Source organism: bacterium (assembly GCA_037147175.1).
In the GTDB taxonomy this organism is placed as follows: domain Bacteria; phylum Cyanobacteriota; class Vampirovibrionia; order Gastranaerophilales; family UBA9971; genus UBA9971.
The window spans coordinates 1-15600 of the sequence record JBAWVS010000002.1; the positions used below are offsets into that span (position 1 = coordinate 1).

At 32.8% G+C, this 15600-nt stretch carries 17 protein-coding genes; 8 read left to right on the forward strand and 9 right to left on the reverse strand.

The window, feature by feature from the left end:
- Positions 1–14: 14 nt before the first annotated feature.
- Both WCG23_00705 and WCG23_00710 read right to left on the reverse strand, forming a co-directional pair.
- Entirely contained in the window at positions 15–413 is a 399-nt protein-coding gene (locus WCG23_00705) for a transposase (protein MEI8388380.1), read from the reverse strand.
- A gap of 142 nt (positions 414–555) precedes the next feature.
- Positions 556–1197 (reverse strand): MarC family protein, encoded by a 642-nt coding sequence (locus WCG23_00710; protein MEI8388381.1) that lies wholly within the window; start codon positions 1195–1197, stop codon positions 556–558.
- Between the two features lie 269 nt (positions 1198–1466).
- Between WCG23_00710 and WCG23_00715 the strand changes: the two genes are divergently transcribed.
- The 8 genes from WCG23_00715 (at position 1467) to WCG23_00750 (ending at position 8303) form a co-directional block, all read left to right on the forward strand.
- On the forward strand, positions 1467–2342 hold the full coding sequence (locus WCG23_00715; GenBank protein ID MEI8388382.1) for a hypothetical protein: 876 nt from the start codon (positions 1467–1469) through the stop codon (positions 2340–2342).
- A 126-nt stretch (positions 2343–2468) separates the two neighbouring features.
- On the forward strand, positions 2469–3065 hold the full coding sequence (gene nadD / locus WCG23_00720; protein MEI8388383.1) for a nicotinate (nicotinamide) nucleotide adenylyltransferase: 597 nt from the start codon (positions 2469–2471) through the stop codon (positions 3063–3065).
- A gap of 11 nt (positions 3066–3076) precedes the next feature.
- Positions 3077–3655, forward strand: coding sequence for a bis(5'-nucleosyl)-tetraphosphatase (symmetrical) YqeK (gene yqeK, locus WCG23_00725; protein ID MEI8388384.1), 579 nt, complete (start codon positions 3077–3079; stop codon positions 3653–3655).
- A gap of 313 nt (positions 3656–3968) precedes the next feature.
- Complete coding sequence (locus WCG23_00730) at positions 3969–5987, forward strand: chemotaxis protein CheA (protein MEI8388385.1); 2019 nt, start codon at positions 3969–3971, stop codon at positions 5985–5987.
- Between the two features lie 9 nt (positions 5988–5996).
- Positions 5997–6521 carry a chemotaxis protein CheW gene (locus tag WCG23_00735; protein MEI8388386.1) on the forward strand — a complete coding sequence of 175 codons (525 nt, stop codon included), beginning with the start codon at positions 5997–5999 and terminating at the stop codon, positions 6519–6521.
- 24 nt (positions 6522–6545) lie between these two features.
- The gene (locus tag WCG23_00740; protein ID MEI8388387.1) at positions 6546–7418 is read left to right on the forward strand and encodes an HDOD domain-containing protein; all 873 of its coding nucleotides are present in this window, start codon (positions 6546–6548) and stop codon (positions 7416–7418) included.
- Between the two features lie 19 nt (positions 7419–7437).
- Positions 7438–7929 carry a chemotaxis protein CheD gene (locus WCG23_00745; GenBank protein ID MEI8388388.1) on the forward strand — a complete coding sequence of 164 codons (492 nt, stop codon included), beginning with the start codon at positions 7438–7440 and terminating at the stop codon, positions 7927–7929.
- A 14-nt stretch (positions 7930–7943) separates the two neighbouring features.
- Complete coding sequence (locus WCG23_00750; GenBank protein ID MEI8388389.1) at positions 7944–8303, forward strand: response regulator; 360 nt, start codon at positions 7944–7946, stop codon at positions 8301–8303.
- Between the two features lie 109 nt (positions 8304–8412).
- Here WCG23_00750 and WCG23_00755 read toward each other — a convergent pair whose 3' ends face one another.
- From WCG23_00755 to WCG23_00785, 7 genes are all read right to left on the reverse strand, one after another.
- Positions 8413–9477, reverse strand: a complete 1065-nt coding sequence (locus WCG23_00755) for an iron-containing alcohol dehydrogenase family protein (protein ID MEI8388390.1) — start codon at positions 9475–9477, stop codon at positions 8413–8415.
- Between the two features lie 12 nt (positions 9478–9489).
- Positions 9490–10626, reverse strand: coding sequence for a glycosyltransferase (locus tag WCG23_00760; GenBank protein MEI8388391.1), 1137 nt, complete (start codon positions 10624–10626; stop codon positions 9490–9492).
- Between the two features lie 62 nt (positions 10627–10688).
- Positions 10689–11354: an MtnX-like HAD-IB family phosphatase gene (locus WCG23_00765; protein MEI8388392.1), complete on the reverse strand. Its 666-nt coding sequence runs from the start codon at positions 11352–11354 to the stop codon at positions 10689–10691.
- Between the two features lie 2 nt (positions 11355–11356).
- A complete protein-coding gene (locus tag WCG23_00770; protein ID MEI8388393.1) occupies positions 11357–13879 on the reverse strand; it encodes a glycoside hydrolase family 38 C-terminal domain-containing protein in 2523 nt (840 codons plus the stop codon).
- A gap of 19 nt (positions 13880–13898) precedes the next feature.
- On the reverse strand, positions 13899–14369 hold the full coding sequence (gene rlmH, locus WCG23_00775; protein ID MEI8388394.1) for a 23S rRNA (pseudouridine(1915)-N(3))-methyltransferase RlmH: 471 nt from the start codon (positions 14367–14369) through the stop codon (positions 13899–13901).
- Positions 14370–14394: 25 nt separating this feature from the next.
- Positions 14395–15096, reverse strand: a complete 702-nt coding sequence (locus tag WCG23_00780; protein ID MEI8388395.1) for a DNA alkylation repair protein — start codon at positions 15094–15096, stop codon at positions 14395–14397.
- Between the two features lie 13 nt (positions 15097–15109).
- A complete protein-coding gene (locus tag WCG23_00785) occupies positions 15110–15574 on the reverse strand; it encodes a hypothetical protein (GenBank protein MEI8388396.1) in 465 nt (154 codons plus the stop codon).
- Positions 15575–15600 lie beyond the last annotated feature (26 nt).

Here is a 15600-nt window from a genome sequence, read left to right on the forward strand (position 1 = left end):
TTGTACTATAAAATTCAATGACAACAAGACTTTAACTTATGCTGCGTAACTCCTGCTTTAAACAATCTTTTTTCAATATTTCTTTCGATTAATTTATTTCTAAATCTGCAAAAAGTTGAAGCATTGGGCAATTCATCCGCTAGTTCAAAGCCTGTAAATGCCATAAAATCAACTCTGACGCTAAGAGCTTCAACCAGTTGCTCATCGCTTAAACTGTGCCATTGTTGTAAAAGTATGGATTTGAACATTTTTAATCTATCGTACGGAACCTGACCGCCCATTAGGCTTTCATCGCTTTTATGAATTTTTCTTAAATGATTTAAACATCTGTTCCAATTTATTAATTTGTTTACTGCAATTATTTTATTATTTTTAATTTTTTCGCTTACACCCAGCATGAAAAATGTAGTCATTTTCGCCCCTTTAATATTGATATGACTATATTTTATCACAAATTAGACGTGCATTGGTCTTAAAAAACAAAATGGATTGCCGCGTCGAGTCTAAATCCTCTCCTAGCAATGACGCATAAATTTAATTAACAATTCGAGTTATTTAGTGCTTAAAAAAAGCCTCTAGCATTCCATCTATAAAGAACTGGCATGCAAGAGCCGTTAACAAAATTCCGAAAATTCTGTTTAAAACGTTAATTCCTGTTTTTCCTAACAACCGGCTTATGGATGCGGAAAAAGTTAAAATAATCCAGCATATAACCATATTGGCAAAAAGAGCTGACAAAATAATTGCTTGATGAATCAAATCACCTTCTGCCTGCTTCATAAACAGAATAACCATAGTGATTGCAGCAGGCCCGGATAATAAAGGAATAGCAAGAGGAAAAACCGAAATATCATTTTTCCCCATCGATTCTTCTCTCTCTTCGACAGTTTCAGATCTGATTCCCGAGGATGGTTTTGCCAGTACCATATCTATAGACAAAATTAAAAGTAAAATTCCACCTGCTATGCGAAAAGCAGGTAAACTTATGCCTAAAATATTTAAAACGCCTGTACCTGACAATGCAAAGAAAAATAATATAAAAAAAGCAATGATAACGCCTTTAATTGCCATTTTTTTTCTGAAAGCAATGTTGGCATTACTTGTTAAAGAAACAAATACAGGGGTAGTTCCTATAACATCTATCGTAAAAAACAGGGCGAGAAAAGTTACTATTGTTGAATTTAAAATGCCATGCAAAGCTATTTTCCTTATAAATATTGTAATATATTAAAATTATAAATCACAAGACTAAACCCTTCAAGATAATTATATAAGTGACAATAGATTAATAATTATTAAGAATTATAAATAGGTTTAAATTCAATGCAATAAAGGTCTTTGGGCTGTTTTTTACTTTAATGTGTAAATTTTATCAGCTAATTTTCAGCTAAAATATCAATTTTTATTTTTCAGAAGTATTATACATATTAGAAAAATGTATTAAGGCAGTTTAAAGAGAGAATTTAATGATTAGTTCTGTTACAAATTTAATTCAGCCAAAATCCGCAGACTTAAGCTTTGGCGTTAAATATACAGATTTTGAGATTCTAGAACTTATCGAAAACAGAATTTTAAATTTTTTAAAAGAAGACAGAGAATTAGAACAACCGGTAATATTATCAATAAATTCAAGAGCCATTATAAAACTTACATATTTTCTGAGCGGTCTGGCAAAAAGACCTGTTGCAATAGGTGTTGCCGGAGAAACAGCAAGCGGGAAATCCAGTTTTGTCTACGATCTGGTTGATTCTGTTAATTCTATCCATGCCGGAATGGGGATTGAAGAAAACATTACTAAAGTTAATGCCGATAATTATTACTATGACAGGTCAAAAGAAGTTAAAGCGGCCGGCGGAATAGCTAAATTTGTTGAAAATTATGATCTTGATGCGCCCAGTGCAGTTGATCTTGAGCTTTTGAAAACTCATATCGAAAAACTTATCTGCGGACATGACGCTATGACCCCTAAATATTTTCTGGATGGAACAGCTATAAGACTCGATAACCATATCCTCTGCAAAACAAACCCTATAATTGTTTCAGAGGGTATTTTTAATTTAAATGAAAAAATTAAAAATATTTTTGATATTTGCTTGTATGTAAATGTTTCACCGGAAGCCCAAAGAGAAAGATGGTTCAGAAGAGCAGCAGAAAGAGATTTTAAAGGCGAACAGGCCGAAAAAGCCTTTGCGAGCATAATGGAGAAAACAAAAATTCACATTAAGCCGACTGTGAAAAATGCTGATATTATCATTAACGGCGACGCAAACCGCGAAGATTACAGAAAATCGGCAGCAAAATTTTTTAATATATTCATGGATCTTGTAAAAACACCTGTTTAATTTGCGCATTGTCATCTTGAGAAGCAAAGCGGCGTGATAATCTATCCAATAGAGCCTAAAGTCAATTTGTGATATAACAATTTTGCTCTTCCTCGCAATTTTATGACAAAGAAATAAGGATAATAAATGAATTTAACTGTATTTGCAGGAACTTTTAACCCGATTCATATTGCGCATCTCATAATTGCGGAATCAGTCCGCACTGAACTAAATGCCGATAAAATTCTGTTCATTCCGTCATTTATTCCTCCACATAGAGATTCTGACTTAGCAGGTGCCGCACATCGCTTAAATATGGTTAAACTGGCTATTGAAACCAATCCGCATTTTGAAGTTTCTGATATTGAGCTGAAACTTCAGGGAATTTCGTATACTTTCAACACAATTCAAGAACTTTACAGACAAAATTCTGAAATAAAAAGCAAAATTAATTTTATTATAGGAGCTGATGCCTTTAATAATATAGAAAGCTGGTATAAATACGAAGAACTGGCGAAATTAATTAATTTTATCGTTCTTGCCCGACCAAAAAGCAAAGATATAGAAGAAATTATAAATAATTTAAGTTTGAAAGATTTCAGCTATAAATTTGTGGAAGCTCCGAGAATCGATATTTCTTCTTCCTTTATAAGACAGCGGGTTAAAGAAAAAAAATCCGTAAAACACCTTGTAACAAATGAAGTGGAAAGCTATATTGAAAAAAACAGGCTTTATTGCGATTAAGGAAGTTAAAAATGACAAATAATCCGATAGACATAAGAGAATGGATAAAAAACAAACTGGAATGTGATGAAGAAAGATATCTGCATTCTCTTGGAGCTGAAGAAACCGCAAGAGAACTTGCTGCCAGATTTGGTGCGGATGAAGAAAAAGCAGCACTTGCAGCACTTATCCATGACAACGCAAAATGCTTTGAGTACAAAGAACTTGTGCAAATCGTTAATGAGAATAATTTCCCCATAAAAGACGATGTAAAAAATAACCATAAAATATTACACGCCTTTGCAGGGGCTTATCTGGCACAAAAAGAGCTGGGAATAGAAGACAAAGACATCTTAAACGCCATAATGTACCACACAACAGGCAGAACAGCGATGAGCCTCCTTGAAAAAATCGTCTATTTGTCTGATAAATTGGAAAAAAGAACAAGACCGCCTGAGTACAGAAATAAAATCGCAAAAATTCTTCAACAAACAAACGACATAGACAAAACAATTCTTGTAACAGTCGATTTGACAATAAGAAGCCTGCTTGACAGAAAACTTGCAATAAACTCACGAACTATAGAAGTCTGGAATGATTTAATTATTTAACGTGAATTGCCAGATACTCAAACTCCACATGAATATATGTCTTGTCATTCTGAGGACTATAAATCCGAAGAATCTGTTCAAAAAAGCTTTTTAAGCTTAAAACCCAAAAGGGAAAGCTGTTTCGCTTTGCTCAACATGACAATAAGAAAATTAATTGGCAATTGGAGTTAAATAAAAACGAAAAGTTAAAATATTATTAGTTTTATTTGATGATATAAAAAAAACTAGTATAATAAACTTATGAGCTTATATTAATAATAAGTATTTAGTTTCTTTGTGTAGCTGGTAAAAGTAATAGTTATAGAGGTATAAATTGAGTTTAGAGCAATATTTAGGATTATTTATTGATGAATCCAAAGAAAACCTGCAAATTTTAAATGGAAATCTATTAAAATTAGAAAAAGAACCTGAAAATACAGAAGTTCTAAATGAAATATTCAGGGTTGCACATACCTTTAAAGGTATGGCAAAGACAATGGGCTTTAACTATACATCTGATTTAACCCATAATATGGAAAATCTTCTCGAACCTTTAAGAAGTGGCAAAAAACAGGCTGACAGCAAGGTTGTTGATCTTCTTTTCAGTTGTCTTGACAAACTGGAAGGACTTGTCGACAACATTGTCGACAAAGGTTCAGAAAATGAAGATGTTTCCATAAATCAACTTGTAAAAGATTTACAGGCTGTAATCAGCAACAAAGAATCTGCTGCCCCTGACACTTCGGCATGCCAAAAACTTGAATTTAATGAATACGAACAAACAGTAATTAATGCGGCACTTAATCAAGGCCTAACAATCAAAGAAATAACAGTATACATCTCAAATGATTGTGTTCTTCCCGGCGTAAGAAGCTATATGATAAATTCTCTTCTTGAAAATATGGGAGAAATTGTAAAGTACATTCCTTGCGTTGAAGAAATAGAATCAGGCGTATTCTTACAAACAAAAGATTTCAACCATGTAGTCAAGGCTGTATTTATTACCAATGAGCCTAATGAGCAAATAAAAGAGAAAATAAAAGATATATCAGAAATAGCAGAGGCTGATGTCGCTGATATTACAAATTTAACAAAAACAGATACAGCTACAAAAGACGATGCCCCAGGAACAACTACAGAAATTAAGCAATCAGAAGAAACAAAGCCTGAAGATATTCAAGAACAAAAAGCAATTTCTAAAGTTGTTAATCAAACCATCAGAGTAAATGCAAGCAGGCTGGATAAGCTTATGAATCTTGTAGGGGAGCTTGTAATCAATAAAACAAGAATATTTGAATTATCAAAAGATCTTGAAAGCAATGACCTGATAAATTCTGTAGGGTTTATGGAAAATATTACCGGCGAAATTCAAGAAATTGTGATGAAACTTAGGATGGTTCAGGTAGATCAAGTATTTAACAGATTCCCCCGCCTTGTAAGAGACATTGCTAAAAACCTAAAAAAAGAAGTTAATCTTGTAATAAAAGGTAAAGAAATAGAAATTGATCGTGCTGTTGTTGATGAAATAGGCGACCCTTTAGTTCATTTAATTAGAAATTCACTTGATCATGGTCTTGAAACCCCTGAAGAACGTATTAAAAAGGGCAAATTAGCCAAAGGAACTATCGAACTGCACGCTTTAAACGAAGGCGATAATATTTTAATAAAAGTTATTGATGACGGACGGGGAATAGACCCTGACAATATCAAAAGGAAGGCGATCTCTAAAGGATTTATCACGGAAGAAGCCGCACGATCTTTAGACGAAAGCGCTATTTTTGATTTGGTGTTAAAGCCCGGTTTTTCTACGGTAGAAGTAGCAACTGATTTATCAGGACGCGGTGTTGGAATGGACGTGGTTAAATCAAAAGTTATTTCGCTTGGAGGAACAGTAAATATAAGCTCAAAAATAGATAAAGGGACTGTTGTTACAATAACTTTACCTTCTACAATGGCAATTATACAGGCTTTAATTATAAAAATCGGCGAAGAAATCTACGCTATGCCTCTTAACTGCATTAACGAAGTAATTGACATAACAGCAGATCAAGTTAAAAAAATTCAAAATAAAGAAGTTATAACTGTAAGAGAAAAAACTATTCCGCTTTTAAGAATGCCGGAATTTCTTGAAACACCGGGTTATATCGATGATGCTGAAAAACCTATTACTGTAGTAATCGTAAAAAGTCAGGAAAAATATATCGGCATATCTGTAACAGAACTTGTTGGACAACAGGAAGTCGTTATTAAGCCAATAAACAAAAAATTATGTTCAGAACACTATATTTCGGGAGCAACAACTCTTGGAAACGGCGAAGTAGCATTGATATTAAACATCAATAATTTAATTTAGGAGTCTTTAATGCTTGAGGATTTAATAAAATCAGGACAAAAAGAAATACAAGTTATAATCTTTAAACTTGGTAGTGAAGAGTATGCCGTTCCAATAAGCTGTGTTCAGGAAATAATAATGCCCCAAAAAGCTACCAGAATACCGAAATCGCCTCTCTATGTGGAAGGTGTTATTAATTTAAGAGGCAATATAATTCCTGTTATAGACGGAAAAAAGAAGTTTTTGTTAAAAGACAAACAGGATAATTCCTTAATTGATAAAAGAATCATGATTTTGGAAGTCGAAAGCGAAACAACAGGTCTTATAGTTGACAACGTAAATGAAGTGATTAACCTGAATATCAGCGAAATAGAGCCGACTCCGATTGATCTTGCCGAAAATGCCGAAATATTCTGCGGAATAGGCAAATACAATAACAGGCTATTAATACTTATAAATTCAGAAAAATTCATGGCAATTAATGATGAAGAAAAAAAGATAGAAGCTTTTGTAAAAGTAACGGAAGTAATAAAAAAAGCTCAAAATGCTGCTTAGTTCTACTTCTAAAAGGATTAGTCAATGACCACAATTAATATAAATAAATTATTGAATCGTGTTGATGCAATTCCCAGCAACTTTCATATCGCAATAAAAGTTGCTAAAATGCTTGACAACTTAAATGTAAACATTGCAGAGCTTTCCAGAATTATTGGTGCTGATCAATCTTTTACCGTACAGCTTTTAAAACTCTGTAATTCAGCGCAATTCGGTTTTTCAAGAAAAATTGTAACTGTAAACGATGCAATAACAAGACTCGGATTTAAAACATTAAAAAGTCTGGTATTTGTTGTAGTTTCAAAAGGCTCTTTTAATAAACCTATTGATGGTTATGATCTTGCAAAAGGAGAATTATGGAGAAATTCCATCGCATGTGCAGTGTATTCAAAATATCTTGCCGAAATATCAGGGTATAAAGACCCTGAACTGGCTTTTACAGCTGGTTTATTACGAGATATAGGCAAACTAATTATACATGAATACGTAAAAGAAGAGTACAACAATATTGTAAATCTTGTTAATTCCGAAAATACAGGTTTTTCTGAGGCAGAAGAGAAAATTTTGGGATATAATCATTCGCAGGTTGGTGCTAAAATTGCAGCAAAATGGAATTTTCCAAAAGTACTGGAAGAAACTATCGAGTTTCATCATAACCCCAATAGCGCCCAAAACTCCTGCTTGGATAAACACCTTATAAATATTATACATGTGGCTGATTCTATCGCAATGATGCTTGGAATAGGGCTCGGAAATGATGGAATGATGCATAGCCTAAATTTAAGTTCTCTGGAAAATATCGGAATAGATTTGAATTCTGTTGGCATTGAGTCATTAATTTCTGATATGGTAGATTTAAGTACGGAAATTGATTTATTAATGGCAAATATGAATTGAGTTGGTTAGAAAATAGATAATGAGTAACGTGATAAATATTGGAATGAGTCAAATAGAAGTATCATCAAAACCGGGAACTATACTTGTAGCACCCAGTTTGGGCTCATGTATAGGACTGGCAATCTATGATCCCTCTTCAAAAATAGGGGGAATGGCTCATATTGTTCTTCCTGACAGTACAAAAACATTAAAAGAAAGTGAAAATCAAGGAAAATACGCAGATACAGCTGTTCCGGAAATATTAAAAAAATTGTTTTCTATGGGTGCGAATAAAAACAAACTTGTAATAAAAATCGCAGGCGGAGCTCAAATGTTTAATTTGCAACAAGGCTCTAATATCTTGAATATAGGTTTTAGAAATACAATCGCGGTAAAAGCAGCCCTATCCAAAGAAGGATTGGAATTAATAAAGGCTGATACAGGCGGTAACAAAGGCAGAACATTTAAGCTTGATATACAGACAGGATCATTTTCTGTAAAATTAATTGGTCAAAATGAAGTTGAATTATAGGAGGATAAATATATATGCCTAAAGTACTAATCACTGATGATGCCGCATTTATGAGAATGATGCTTAAAGATATATTGACAAAAGGCGGATATGAAATAGTCGGAGAAGCAGTAAACGGCAATGATGCTTTTGAAAAATACAATCAATTTAAGCCTGATCTTGTAACCATGGACATCACTATGCCCGTATGCGATGGAATTACCGCATTAAAAAAAATCATGGACTCTGATCCTGCTGCAAAAGTTGTTATGTGTTCAGCAATGGGACAACAAGCCATGGTTATTGAATCCATTCAATCCGGAGCAAAAGATTTTATTGTAAAACCATTCCAGCCTCAAAGAGTTTTAGAAGCGGTTAAAAAACTTATCGGATAAAGTTTAAGTTTATTCTTCCTTCTCCGGCAACCTCACTCAACAGAATAGGGGTGTAAATAATGGTTTAACTATACTTATTTAAAAAAGTATAGTTAAACAAAAAATATTATTATTTGAGTGTTTTCAACATGATTTCATCTGTGTTTACAAAGTTTATAGCTTTTTCTACATTGCCGGAAACCGACAAAACCGTATAAAAATTTTCTTTAATTGTCGGCGCAAGCTTTATTGCCTGAACAAATTCTTCTTTATTCAAGGGAAATTTTGAAACGTAATCAAAAAATCCCGTAATTTCAAGAAAGTTTTTTACCACATCAAACTGATTATTTTGGAGATAACTACAAACATAAGTAGCTATACCGACCTGAATACCGTGCATGGAAGGCTTTTTAGAGATTTCATCATAAGCATGCGAAATCAAATGCTCACTTCCGCTGGCAGGTCTGCTTGAACCGGCTATTTCCATAGAAACACCGTTCATTAAAAGAGAATTAGCAAGATGATAAAGAAATTCTGTATTTTTAATGTCGATATTTTGATAGTTTACAATATCTGTAATCGTATTATTCGCAATAAGATAAGAAAAATCGCTAAAATAATCTTTTCCAAGATGCGAAGCTTCTTTCCAGTCGAAGCCTGCTGTAATTTTTGAAATTAAATCGCCTATCCCTGAATATATACAGGATTCAGGGCTTGTTTGCAATACTTCTATATCAACAATTACACCGTAAGGAATTTTAGCTTTAACTGATTTTCTTTTGTTTTCTACCAGAAGTGAAGAATTGGGACTGCAAAACCCGTCATTAGAAGTTGAAGTAGGAATGCTTATAAAAGGCAAATCTAAAACAAAAGCGCAGTATTTAGAATAATCAAGAGCTTTTCCTCCGCCTATTCCGACAAGAGCATCAACGTTTTTAGGGATTTTAAACGCTGTATGGATTATATTTTCTATATGAATCTCTTCTATTATATCTTTGTGATGAATTTTTATTTCGTTAGAATCAAGGCTTTGAAAGATTTTCTCGCCAAAAAGTTCCTCAATTCCCGCACTAAAAAAGCATGCAATATTCATAAAACTTTCTTCTTTAAGATAATTACCTAAATTAGAAAGTTCGCCTTTGCCAATTTTAAGTATGGAAGGGATAAATATCTGTTTTTGCTGAAATTTAATCATTTAGCCTTCCAATCACTCATTTATATCATTCACAGCATTAATAATATCAAAAATCTCTGTCACTCTGTTGCGCCATGTATGATTTTGTAATGTAATTTTTCTTGACTGATTGGATTTTTCTTCTCTTATTGCATTATTATTCAAATAATAATTAACGGTTTCAGGAAGGTTGTCAAAGGTATAACCGTTATAATAGCCGAGCGTATCGCCAAAAGACTGTTTTATAACATCATTATTATCTGTAAGTATAAAAGAATTAGCTGAAGTTGCATTTAATATTCGCTCATGAAGTCCATCTAATATTTGCATGGGCTGAAGATGCAGTACAATTTTTGATTTAGGTACTATTTTTAATGAATCTTTTATATCAGCAGCTCCCATATATTGAACATTTCCGGAAATATATTTTTCCCACACCGGAGAACCCCAAACCTTGACATTAAAATCTTTCAATTTATTAATAAGATGAACCCTTCTCGTGTATGTCACAGTGTAACAAAGACTGTTAAACATCTGATAATACGCATTTAAGTCAAGCATATCAAAATTAAAAATAATCGCAAAATAATTATAAATATCCCAAAAAGATTTGTCAGGATTTTGCAGCGCATATTCATAAATTGTCATAAATTGATCAAATCTTTTTTTATCCCAATTTTGTCTGAAATTATTTATTTTTTCTTCAAAATCTTGCAATGTAGAAAGAAAAACTATATCATGCTCTTTTTCTGAGTTATCGGGCAGCCAAAAATCAGTATCTACAGCATGAGGTAGATATAGAAACGGTAAATTGGGCATAAAATGATTAATAGCTTTTATGTCTGAAGTAGAAACGCACGCGAATATGAAATTAGGGAATTTCATGGACAATTTTGCCGCATAAATATGCATAAAAATTGAGTCTACAGCCCACATAATATGAGGAATTCCTTTGTTAAGATAAAACTCCCAAAAATCTGCGCCACTGCCATTAAAGGCTATACTCAAATCAGGTAATATTTTATCTTCATGATATTTATACATATATTCAACATCATAAAATTTTGCCTTAAATGCATCATGTAGACCCTTATTAAAACTTGCAAGCATGTTATAAACGCCGCCATTTAATTTTTCGCTGCCATATATTCCAATTTTCGGTTCAGTCATATTATTTACCCTTAATTGAACTTTAAGAATAATTATAATATGAAAGATAATTTTGATATAAATTAATAATCTTTTTTCAAATAATCAAATATCTGGCAATAAGAATCAAGTTTTATGCAGTCAATATTATGTTGCTTACAAAGCTCAAGCAGTGTCCCTCTGGCAAAAACAACATCTGCCCAAAGTGCTGCATTGTAATCAGGAGTGCCGTCTCCTGCAAAAACAGTTAACTCATACCTGTTTTTCATAAATTTCATAACGGCTTCTTTATCTATACCGTAGTTTTCTGAATAGAAAATGGAATCCTCAGTCAGCTTTACCATCTGGAGCCCGTCTTTTTTGGAATAAGTACTTTCGTTAGCTATCAGCTTCACCGAGTTTTTAATTCCTAAAAAGTCTAAAATTACGTTTATATAATAATCCGCACCGGCACTTACTATATAAATATCAATATCATTATTGTTACAAAAGCCGACCAGTTCCGGAAAACATTCTTCAACAGGAAGTTCAAGAATAATTTTGTGAAGTTCTTCCTCACTAATATGAATTTTAGCGAAAATCCTGTTTAAAGCTTCAAAATGCGTGATTTTTCCTGCCTGATAATCTTTCCATGGCAAAGCATCTTCTTCTGTCATAAGTTTTTCGATTATATACCAGAAAAAATCTTTTTTTATTACCGTCCCGTCAAAGTCTGTTATCAGGACTTTTTTGTTTTTTTCGGAAATCATAATTATTTTTCCTTTTCAAAATGTATATTTTTTAATTCATAAGGCTTGAACACCAGCTCTTGTTCAAAGCCAAACTGTTTAGAAAGCTTTTCTTCCATTCCGTTTACTTCTGCATAAGAAGAAAAGTCTAAACCCGTTGATAAAGAAATTTTTTGCTCTTCGTCCGACAAATTCACAAGCCTCAAAATTATACCCTCGCCCTTTTCAGGCAGTTTTATCGCGTAACTATAAATATTTTGGTTGTTTATTGAAAAGAAAGTTAATTTATAATTATTATCCTTTTTGCTATTTCCAACATCAGCAATAATATTTCCGAAAAACTCGTCAGATTCTTTGAATAATTCAACAGGATTTTCTGCACAGCAAATCGCATATTTTACGGTTTGGTTTCCCAAACATTGCGCTCCTGTTGCCTCTAAAGGAGGACCGGCAGGAAAATTTCTTGTATTCATAGAAAGTTTTGACAGTTTACCGACAGCTCTTAAAATCGTTACATAAAGCTCATTTTGGCTCACACCGTACTCGGAAAGTCCTTCTGTGATAATCCCTAATCCGTCTGTCCAAACAAATCTCTGCATTGGAGCAGTATTTGTTTTTAATTCAACGCCTTTTGAAGCAGGAATTAATTTTTTAAGGCTATAATCAGCATCAAAGTCCCGTTTTATAATCCCGAAAGTATTCTCCGCAAAAGTTTCTGTAATATTTTCATTGAAAGCAAACTTAATCTGCAAAATATGGTCTTTTGATTTATTTTCCCAGCTTGTTTTGAATTCTACCCGTTTAGATCCGACCTTAATGGAAATATCAGTGGTTATAACAGTTTTATGAGATTCCTTGCTTCTGGAATTTTTAATTTCGTCAAAATAAGCAGGAATATCAAGCTCGTAATATACTCTTAAAGTACTTCTTAATTTGCCTTTTTCTATGACTTCAGTCTTGATAAACTTTGATTTTAAAGGGTTATCATTTTCTAAAGGTGAATAGTTGTAAGTATCACCTATATCTGCCCTATCATAAAAATAATGCAGTCCCTCAAAAGTTTTATTCAACTCAAAATCTGTTAATTTTACAGTTCCGTCAACATTTATATCAATTTTTATGCGTGAAGATTTGATAAAATTATTTTCAATTTCAATGTTATCAGGCAATTTTGAGTATTTATAATTTTCATTGACTGTATTTATAGAATGAGGCGCAATATTTTCCACATAAACCAGATATTCTTTAAACTCCTCTATATCCTCCGAAAACGGCGGTCTTTGGGTATCAAGAAGAATTTCTTTAGGAAACTCACGAACGGATTTTATGAACTGTTTTTTCAGATTTTTTGGCAAATTATCTTTTGTTTTAATACTTATAACTCCGCTGAAGTCATAATCAGAAGCATTATAAACCCATATAGAATCTTTTTTCACAAGCTGCGAAACGGCATTTTGTCCTCTTAAAATCAACCCGTCAGAAATTTGGTCTGCCTGAGCGAATCTCGGTATCATTTCATCATGAACCTGATCTATACTGCATCCGCAAATACTGTCGTGCGGATGATTTTTAAGAAGCATTTTCCATGCATATTCAAGCTCGTTGTTTCTTGACGCAACGAGTTTTGCCGACCGGACAAAAGCATAAAAAGGCTCTGCCAGCTTTGACAATTTCCATGTTGAAAGCGCATTTGCCTGCTTTAAATAAAGCCTTGTGGATAATGTCCCCGGAAGTATCGGATTTCTTGAATTATCCCTTAATTCCCCTTTGAATTCGCACAAATTAGTAAGATTTTTTGTTTTATCAATATATTCAAAAATCCCGCCTGATTCAAAAGAATAATCTTTCAGTATTTTCCCGATTTCTTCAAGCTGGGCTTTTAAAGCTATTACAGGCCCTAAATGATCCCCGCCTGTCGGAAGCAAAATATAATCTGATGTTGAATATTCTTTGATTTTATCGAGAAATTCTTTTAATTTTTCCGCTTTTTCTTTGACAGAAATATCATAATGCAGAATATTCTGAAAATATCCTTCTATGAGATAAGTTGCTTTTACAGAAGAATTGTCTTGCGATTTCCAGATAAATTCTGATTTTTGACTTCCTGCTCCACGCCACAAAACAGCATTTTTGATTGCAAAAGCTGATAAAATTCTTGGGATTTCTGAACTATGCCCGAAAGAATCCGGCAAATATCCGACAAATTTATTACAGCCAAGCTCTTTAGCCTGTTTAATCCCAATCATCATGTTTCTGAACAAAGATTCGCCCGATACAAGAAATTCATCGGCAAGAGCATACCATGGCCCTATTATAATTTTATTTTTACTTATCAAGTCTTGTATAAGCAGCTTCTTTTCAGGGTAAATCTCAAAATAGTCTTCCAAAATTACTGTTTGGCCGTCAAGATAAAAACAGTCAATATTTTTGTTATGAATTTCCCTGATAATTAAATCCAAAACCTCTACAAACCGCAGCCTAAAGTCCTGAAAGGTTTTATACCATTCTCTGTCCCAATGTGTGTGATTGTAAGCAATAACTTTCATAAGCTTTAATTATATCAAATTATTTATGATATGGCTCGTTGTTAATAATTTTAAATGCTCTGTAAATCTGCTCCAGCAATAATTGTCTTGCCATTTGATGAGCAAAAGTCATGGAAGATAAACTTAAAGCTAAATCAGCACGGTTTTTGACTTTTTCTGAAAGCCCTTCTGCCCCTCCAATAGCAAAAACTACCTGATTTATACCGCTTAATGAAAGATCTTTTATCTTAGCTGCAAAATCTTCTGAAGATAGCAATTTGCCTTTAATATCAAGCGCAATAAAATAAGAATTTTCGTTTATTTGTTTAAGTATTTTTTCAGATTCTATATCAAGAATTTTGTTTATATTTGAATCCGAATAAATATTTTCTGAAGAAATTTCTATTATTTGAAGCGATGAATAAGGCTGAATTCTCTTCATGAATTCATCAATACCCATTTTTATATATTTTTCACGAATTTTTCCAACTGCAATAATTTTTATATTCATTTATTTAAATACTTTCTATAAAGAATTATTTTTTCATATAAATAATTCTTTGTTGTGGTGATATTTTTTCTATAGCATATCTTAGCATTGTTCTCGGCATCGTTTTATGGAATTTATTCAAAAAAGAATACAAACTGTTAATATCTCTTTTTCCTACTTCCCTAAGCATCCAGCCCGTTGCTTTATGTATTAAATCATGTTCATGTTTTAAAAAATATTTTGATAGTTCCATTGTAGGTATAAATTCTCCCTGCCTGATAAAATAAAATGTTGCCAGCACAGAAATTCTTTGACTCCATAAATGCTCTGAATTTGCCAATTCCCACAATTTTTCGGTATTATTTTTAAACAAATAAGCCCCAATTATATGCGGTGCGGAAATATCAACCAAATCCCAATTATTTATATAATTAACATTGCTTAAATACAGATTATAAATCTTTCCTTGTTCTTCTTCACCAATTTTCGGATATTTTAAAACAAGCATTAAAATTGCAGCCATTCTTACTTCGTGAAAAGGGTTTTTTATAAGGACTTCAATTTCTCCTAAAGTAATATCTTTAAAATATTTTTTTGCGATTTTTCTAATATCAGGCACTTTTAATCCGTAAAACAAATCCCCTTCGCCATATTCATTTTTGCCTGTTTTAAAAAACTTTGCATGATGTGCTGCAAATTCTGAGTTAGAAAAACTCTTTATCTCATTTGTTATTTGTTCTACATTCATAAATTATTTTTCTCTAAGAAGTTCTTTTTATTTTATGCCTTACAAATGAAGCAACTGCTTCGCTAACATTTGCCGGTTCTCTTTTTTCAACTTCCTGATGTTTTTGTTTTTTGATTCTTAACTTCGAGGGTCGTTTTGACTTGATACGCCTGTTAAAAATAATTACACCCGCAATAACAATGATAAGAAGTACCACACCAAAAAGTGTTTTTATCATCTTAAAAAACATCGGGATAAATCCGTGATTAGTCTTTACAGCCCCGCCCGATTCAATATTGGAAGTGCCAGACTCTGAGATTGAAGGAGGCTGAGGTACTGCCTGTTGCTGTTGAACGTCCATAATCTGAGATTGCTGCTGAATTTTAGCAGGTTGCTGCACAACAGGTCCATTATCAGAACATCTTGCATAATTTATTTGTAAAACAAATGAAATAAAAGTGCACATAAATATAATTAGAAAATTTTTGATAAATTTCATTTTCTAAGCCCTCAGTATTTCTTTAT

Bases quoted from the DNA above. Each gene is read 5' to 3' on its own strand.
- WCG23_00760 (MEI8388391.1), bottom strand. From the start codon at position 10,626: ATGACTGAACCGAAAATTGGAATATATGGCAGCGAAAAATTAAATGGC.
- yqeK (MEI8388384.1), top strand. From the start codon at position 3,077: ATGACAAATAATCCGATAGACATAAGAGAATGGATAAAAAACAAACTG.
- WCG23_00770 (MEI8388393.1), bottom strand. From the start codon at position 13,879: ATGAAAGTTATTGCTTACAATCACACACATTGGGACAGAGAATGGTAT.
- rlmH (MEI8388394.1), bottom strand. From the start codon at position 14,369: ATGAATATAAAAATTATTGCAGTTGGAAAAATTCGTGAAAAATATATA.
- nadD (MEI8388383.1), top strand. From the start codon at position 2,469: ATGAATTTAACTGTATTTGCAGGAACTTTTAACCCGATTCATATTGCG.
- WCG23_00745 (MEI8388388.1), top strand. From the start codon at position 7,438: ATGAGTAACGTGATAAATATTGGAATGAGTCAAATAGAAGTATCATCA.
- WCG23_00755 (MEI8388390.1), bottom strand. From the start codon at position 9,477: ATGATTAAATTTCAGCAAAAACAGATATTTATCCCTTCCATACTTAAA.
- WCG23_00740 (MEI8388387.1), top strand. From the start codon at position 6,546: ATGACCACAATTAATATAAATAAATTATTGAATCGTGTTGATGCAATT.
- WCG23_00785 (MEI8388396.1), bottom strand. From the start codon at position 15,574: ATGAAATTTATCAAAAATTTTCTAATTATATTTATGTGCACTTTTATT.
- WCG23_00705 (MEI8388380.1), bottom strand. From the start codon at position 413: ATGACTACATTTTTCATGCTGGGTGTAAGCGAAAAAATTAAAAATAAT.
- WCG23_00780 (MEI8388395.1), bottom strand. From the start codon at position 15,096: ATGAATGTAGAACAAATAACAAATGAGATAAAGAGTTTTTCTAACTCA.
- WCG23_00735 (MEI8388386.1), top strand. From the start codon at position 5,997: ATGCTTGAGGATTTAATAAAATCAGGACAAAAAGAAATACAAGTTATA.
- WCG23_00750 (MEI8388389.1), top strand. From the start codon at position 7,944: ATGCCTAAAGTACTAATCACTGATGATGCCGCATTTATGAGAATGATG.
- WCG23_00765 (MEI8388392.1), bottom strand. From the start codon at position 11,354: ATGATTTCCGAAAAAAACAAAAAAGTCCTGATAACAGACTTTGACGGG.
- WCG23_00715 (MEI8388382.1), top strand. From the start codon at position 1,467: ATGATTAGTTCTGTTACAAATTTAATTCAGCCAAAATCCGCAGACTTA.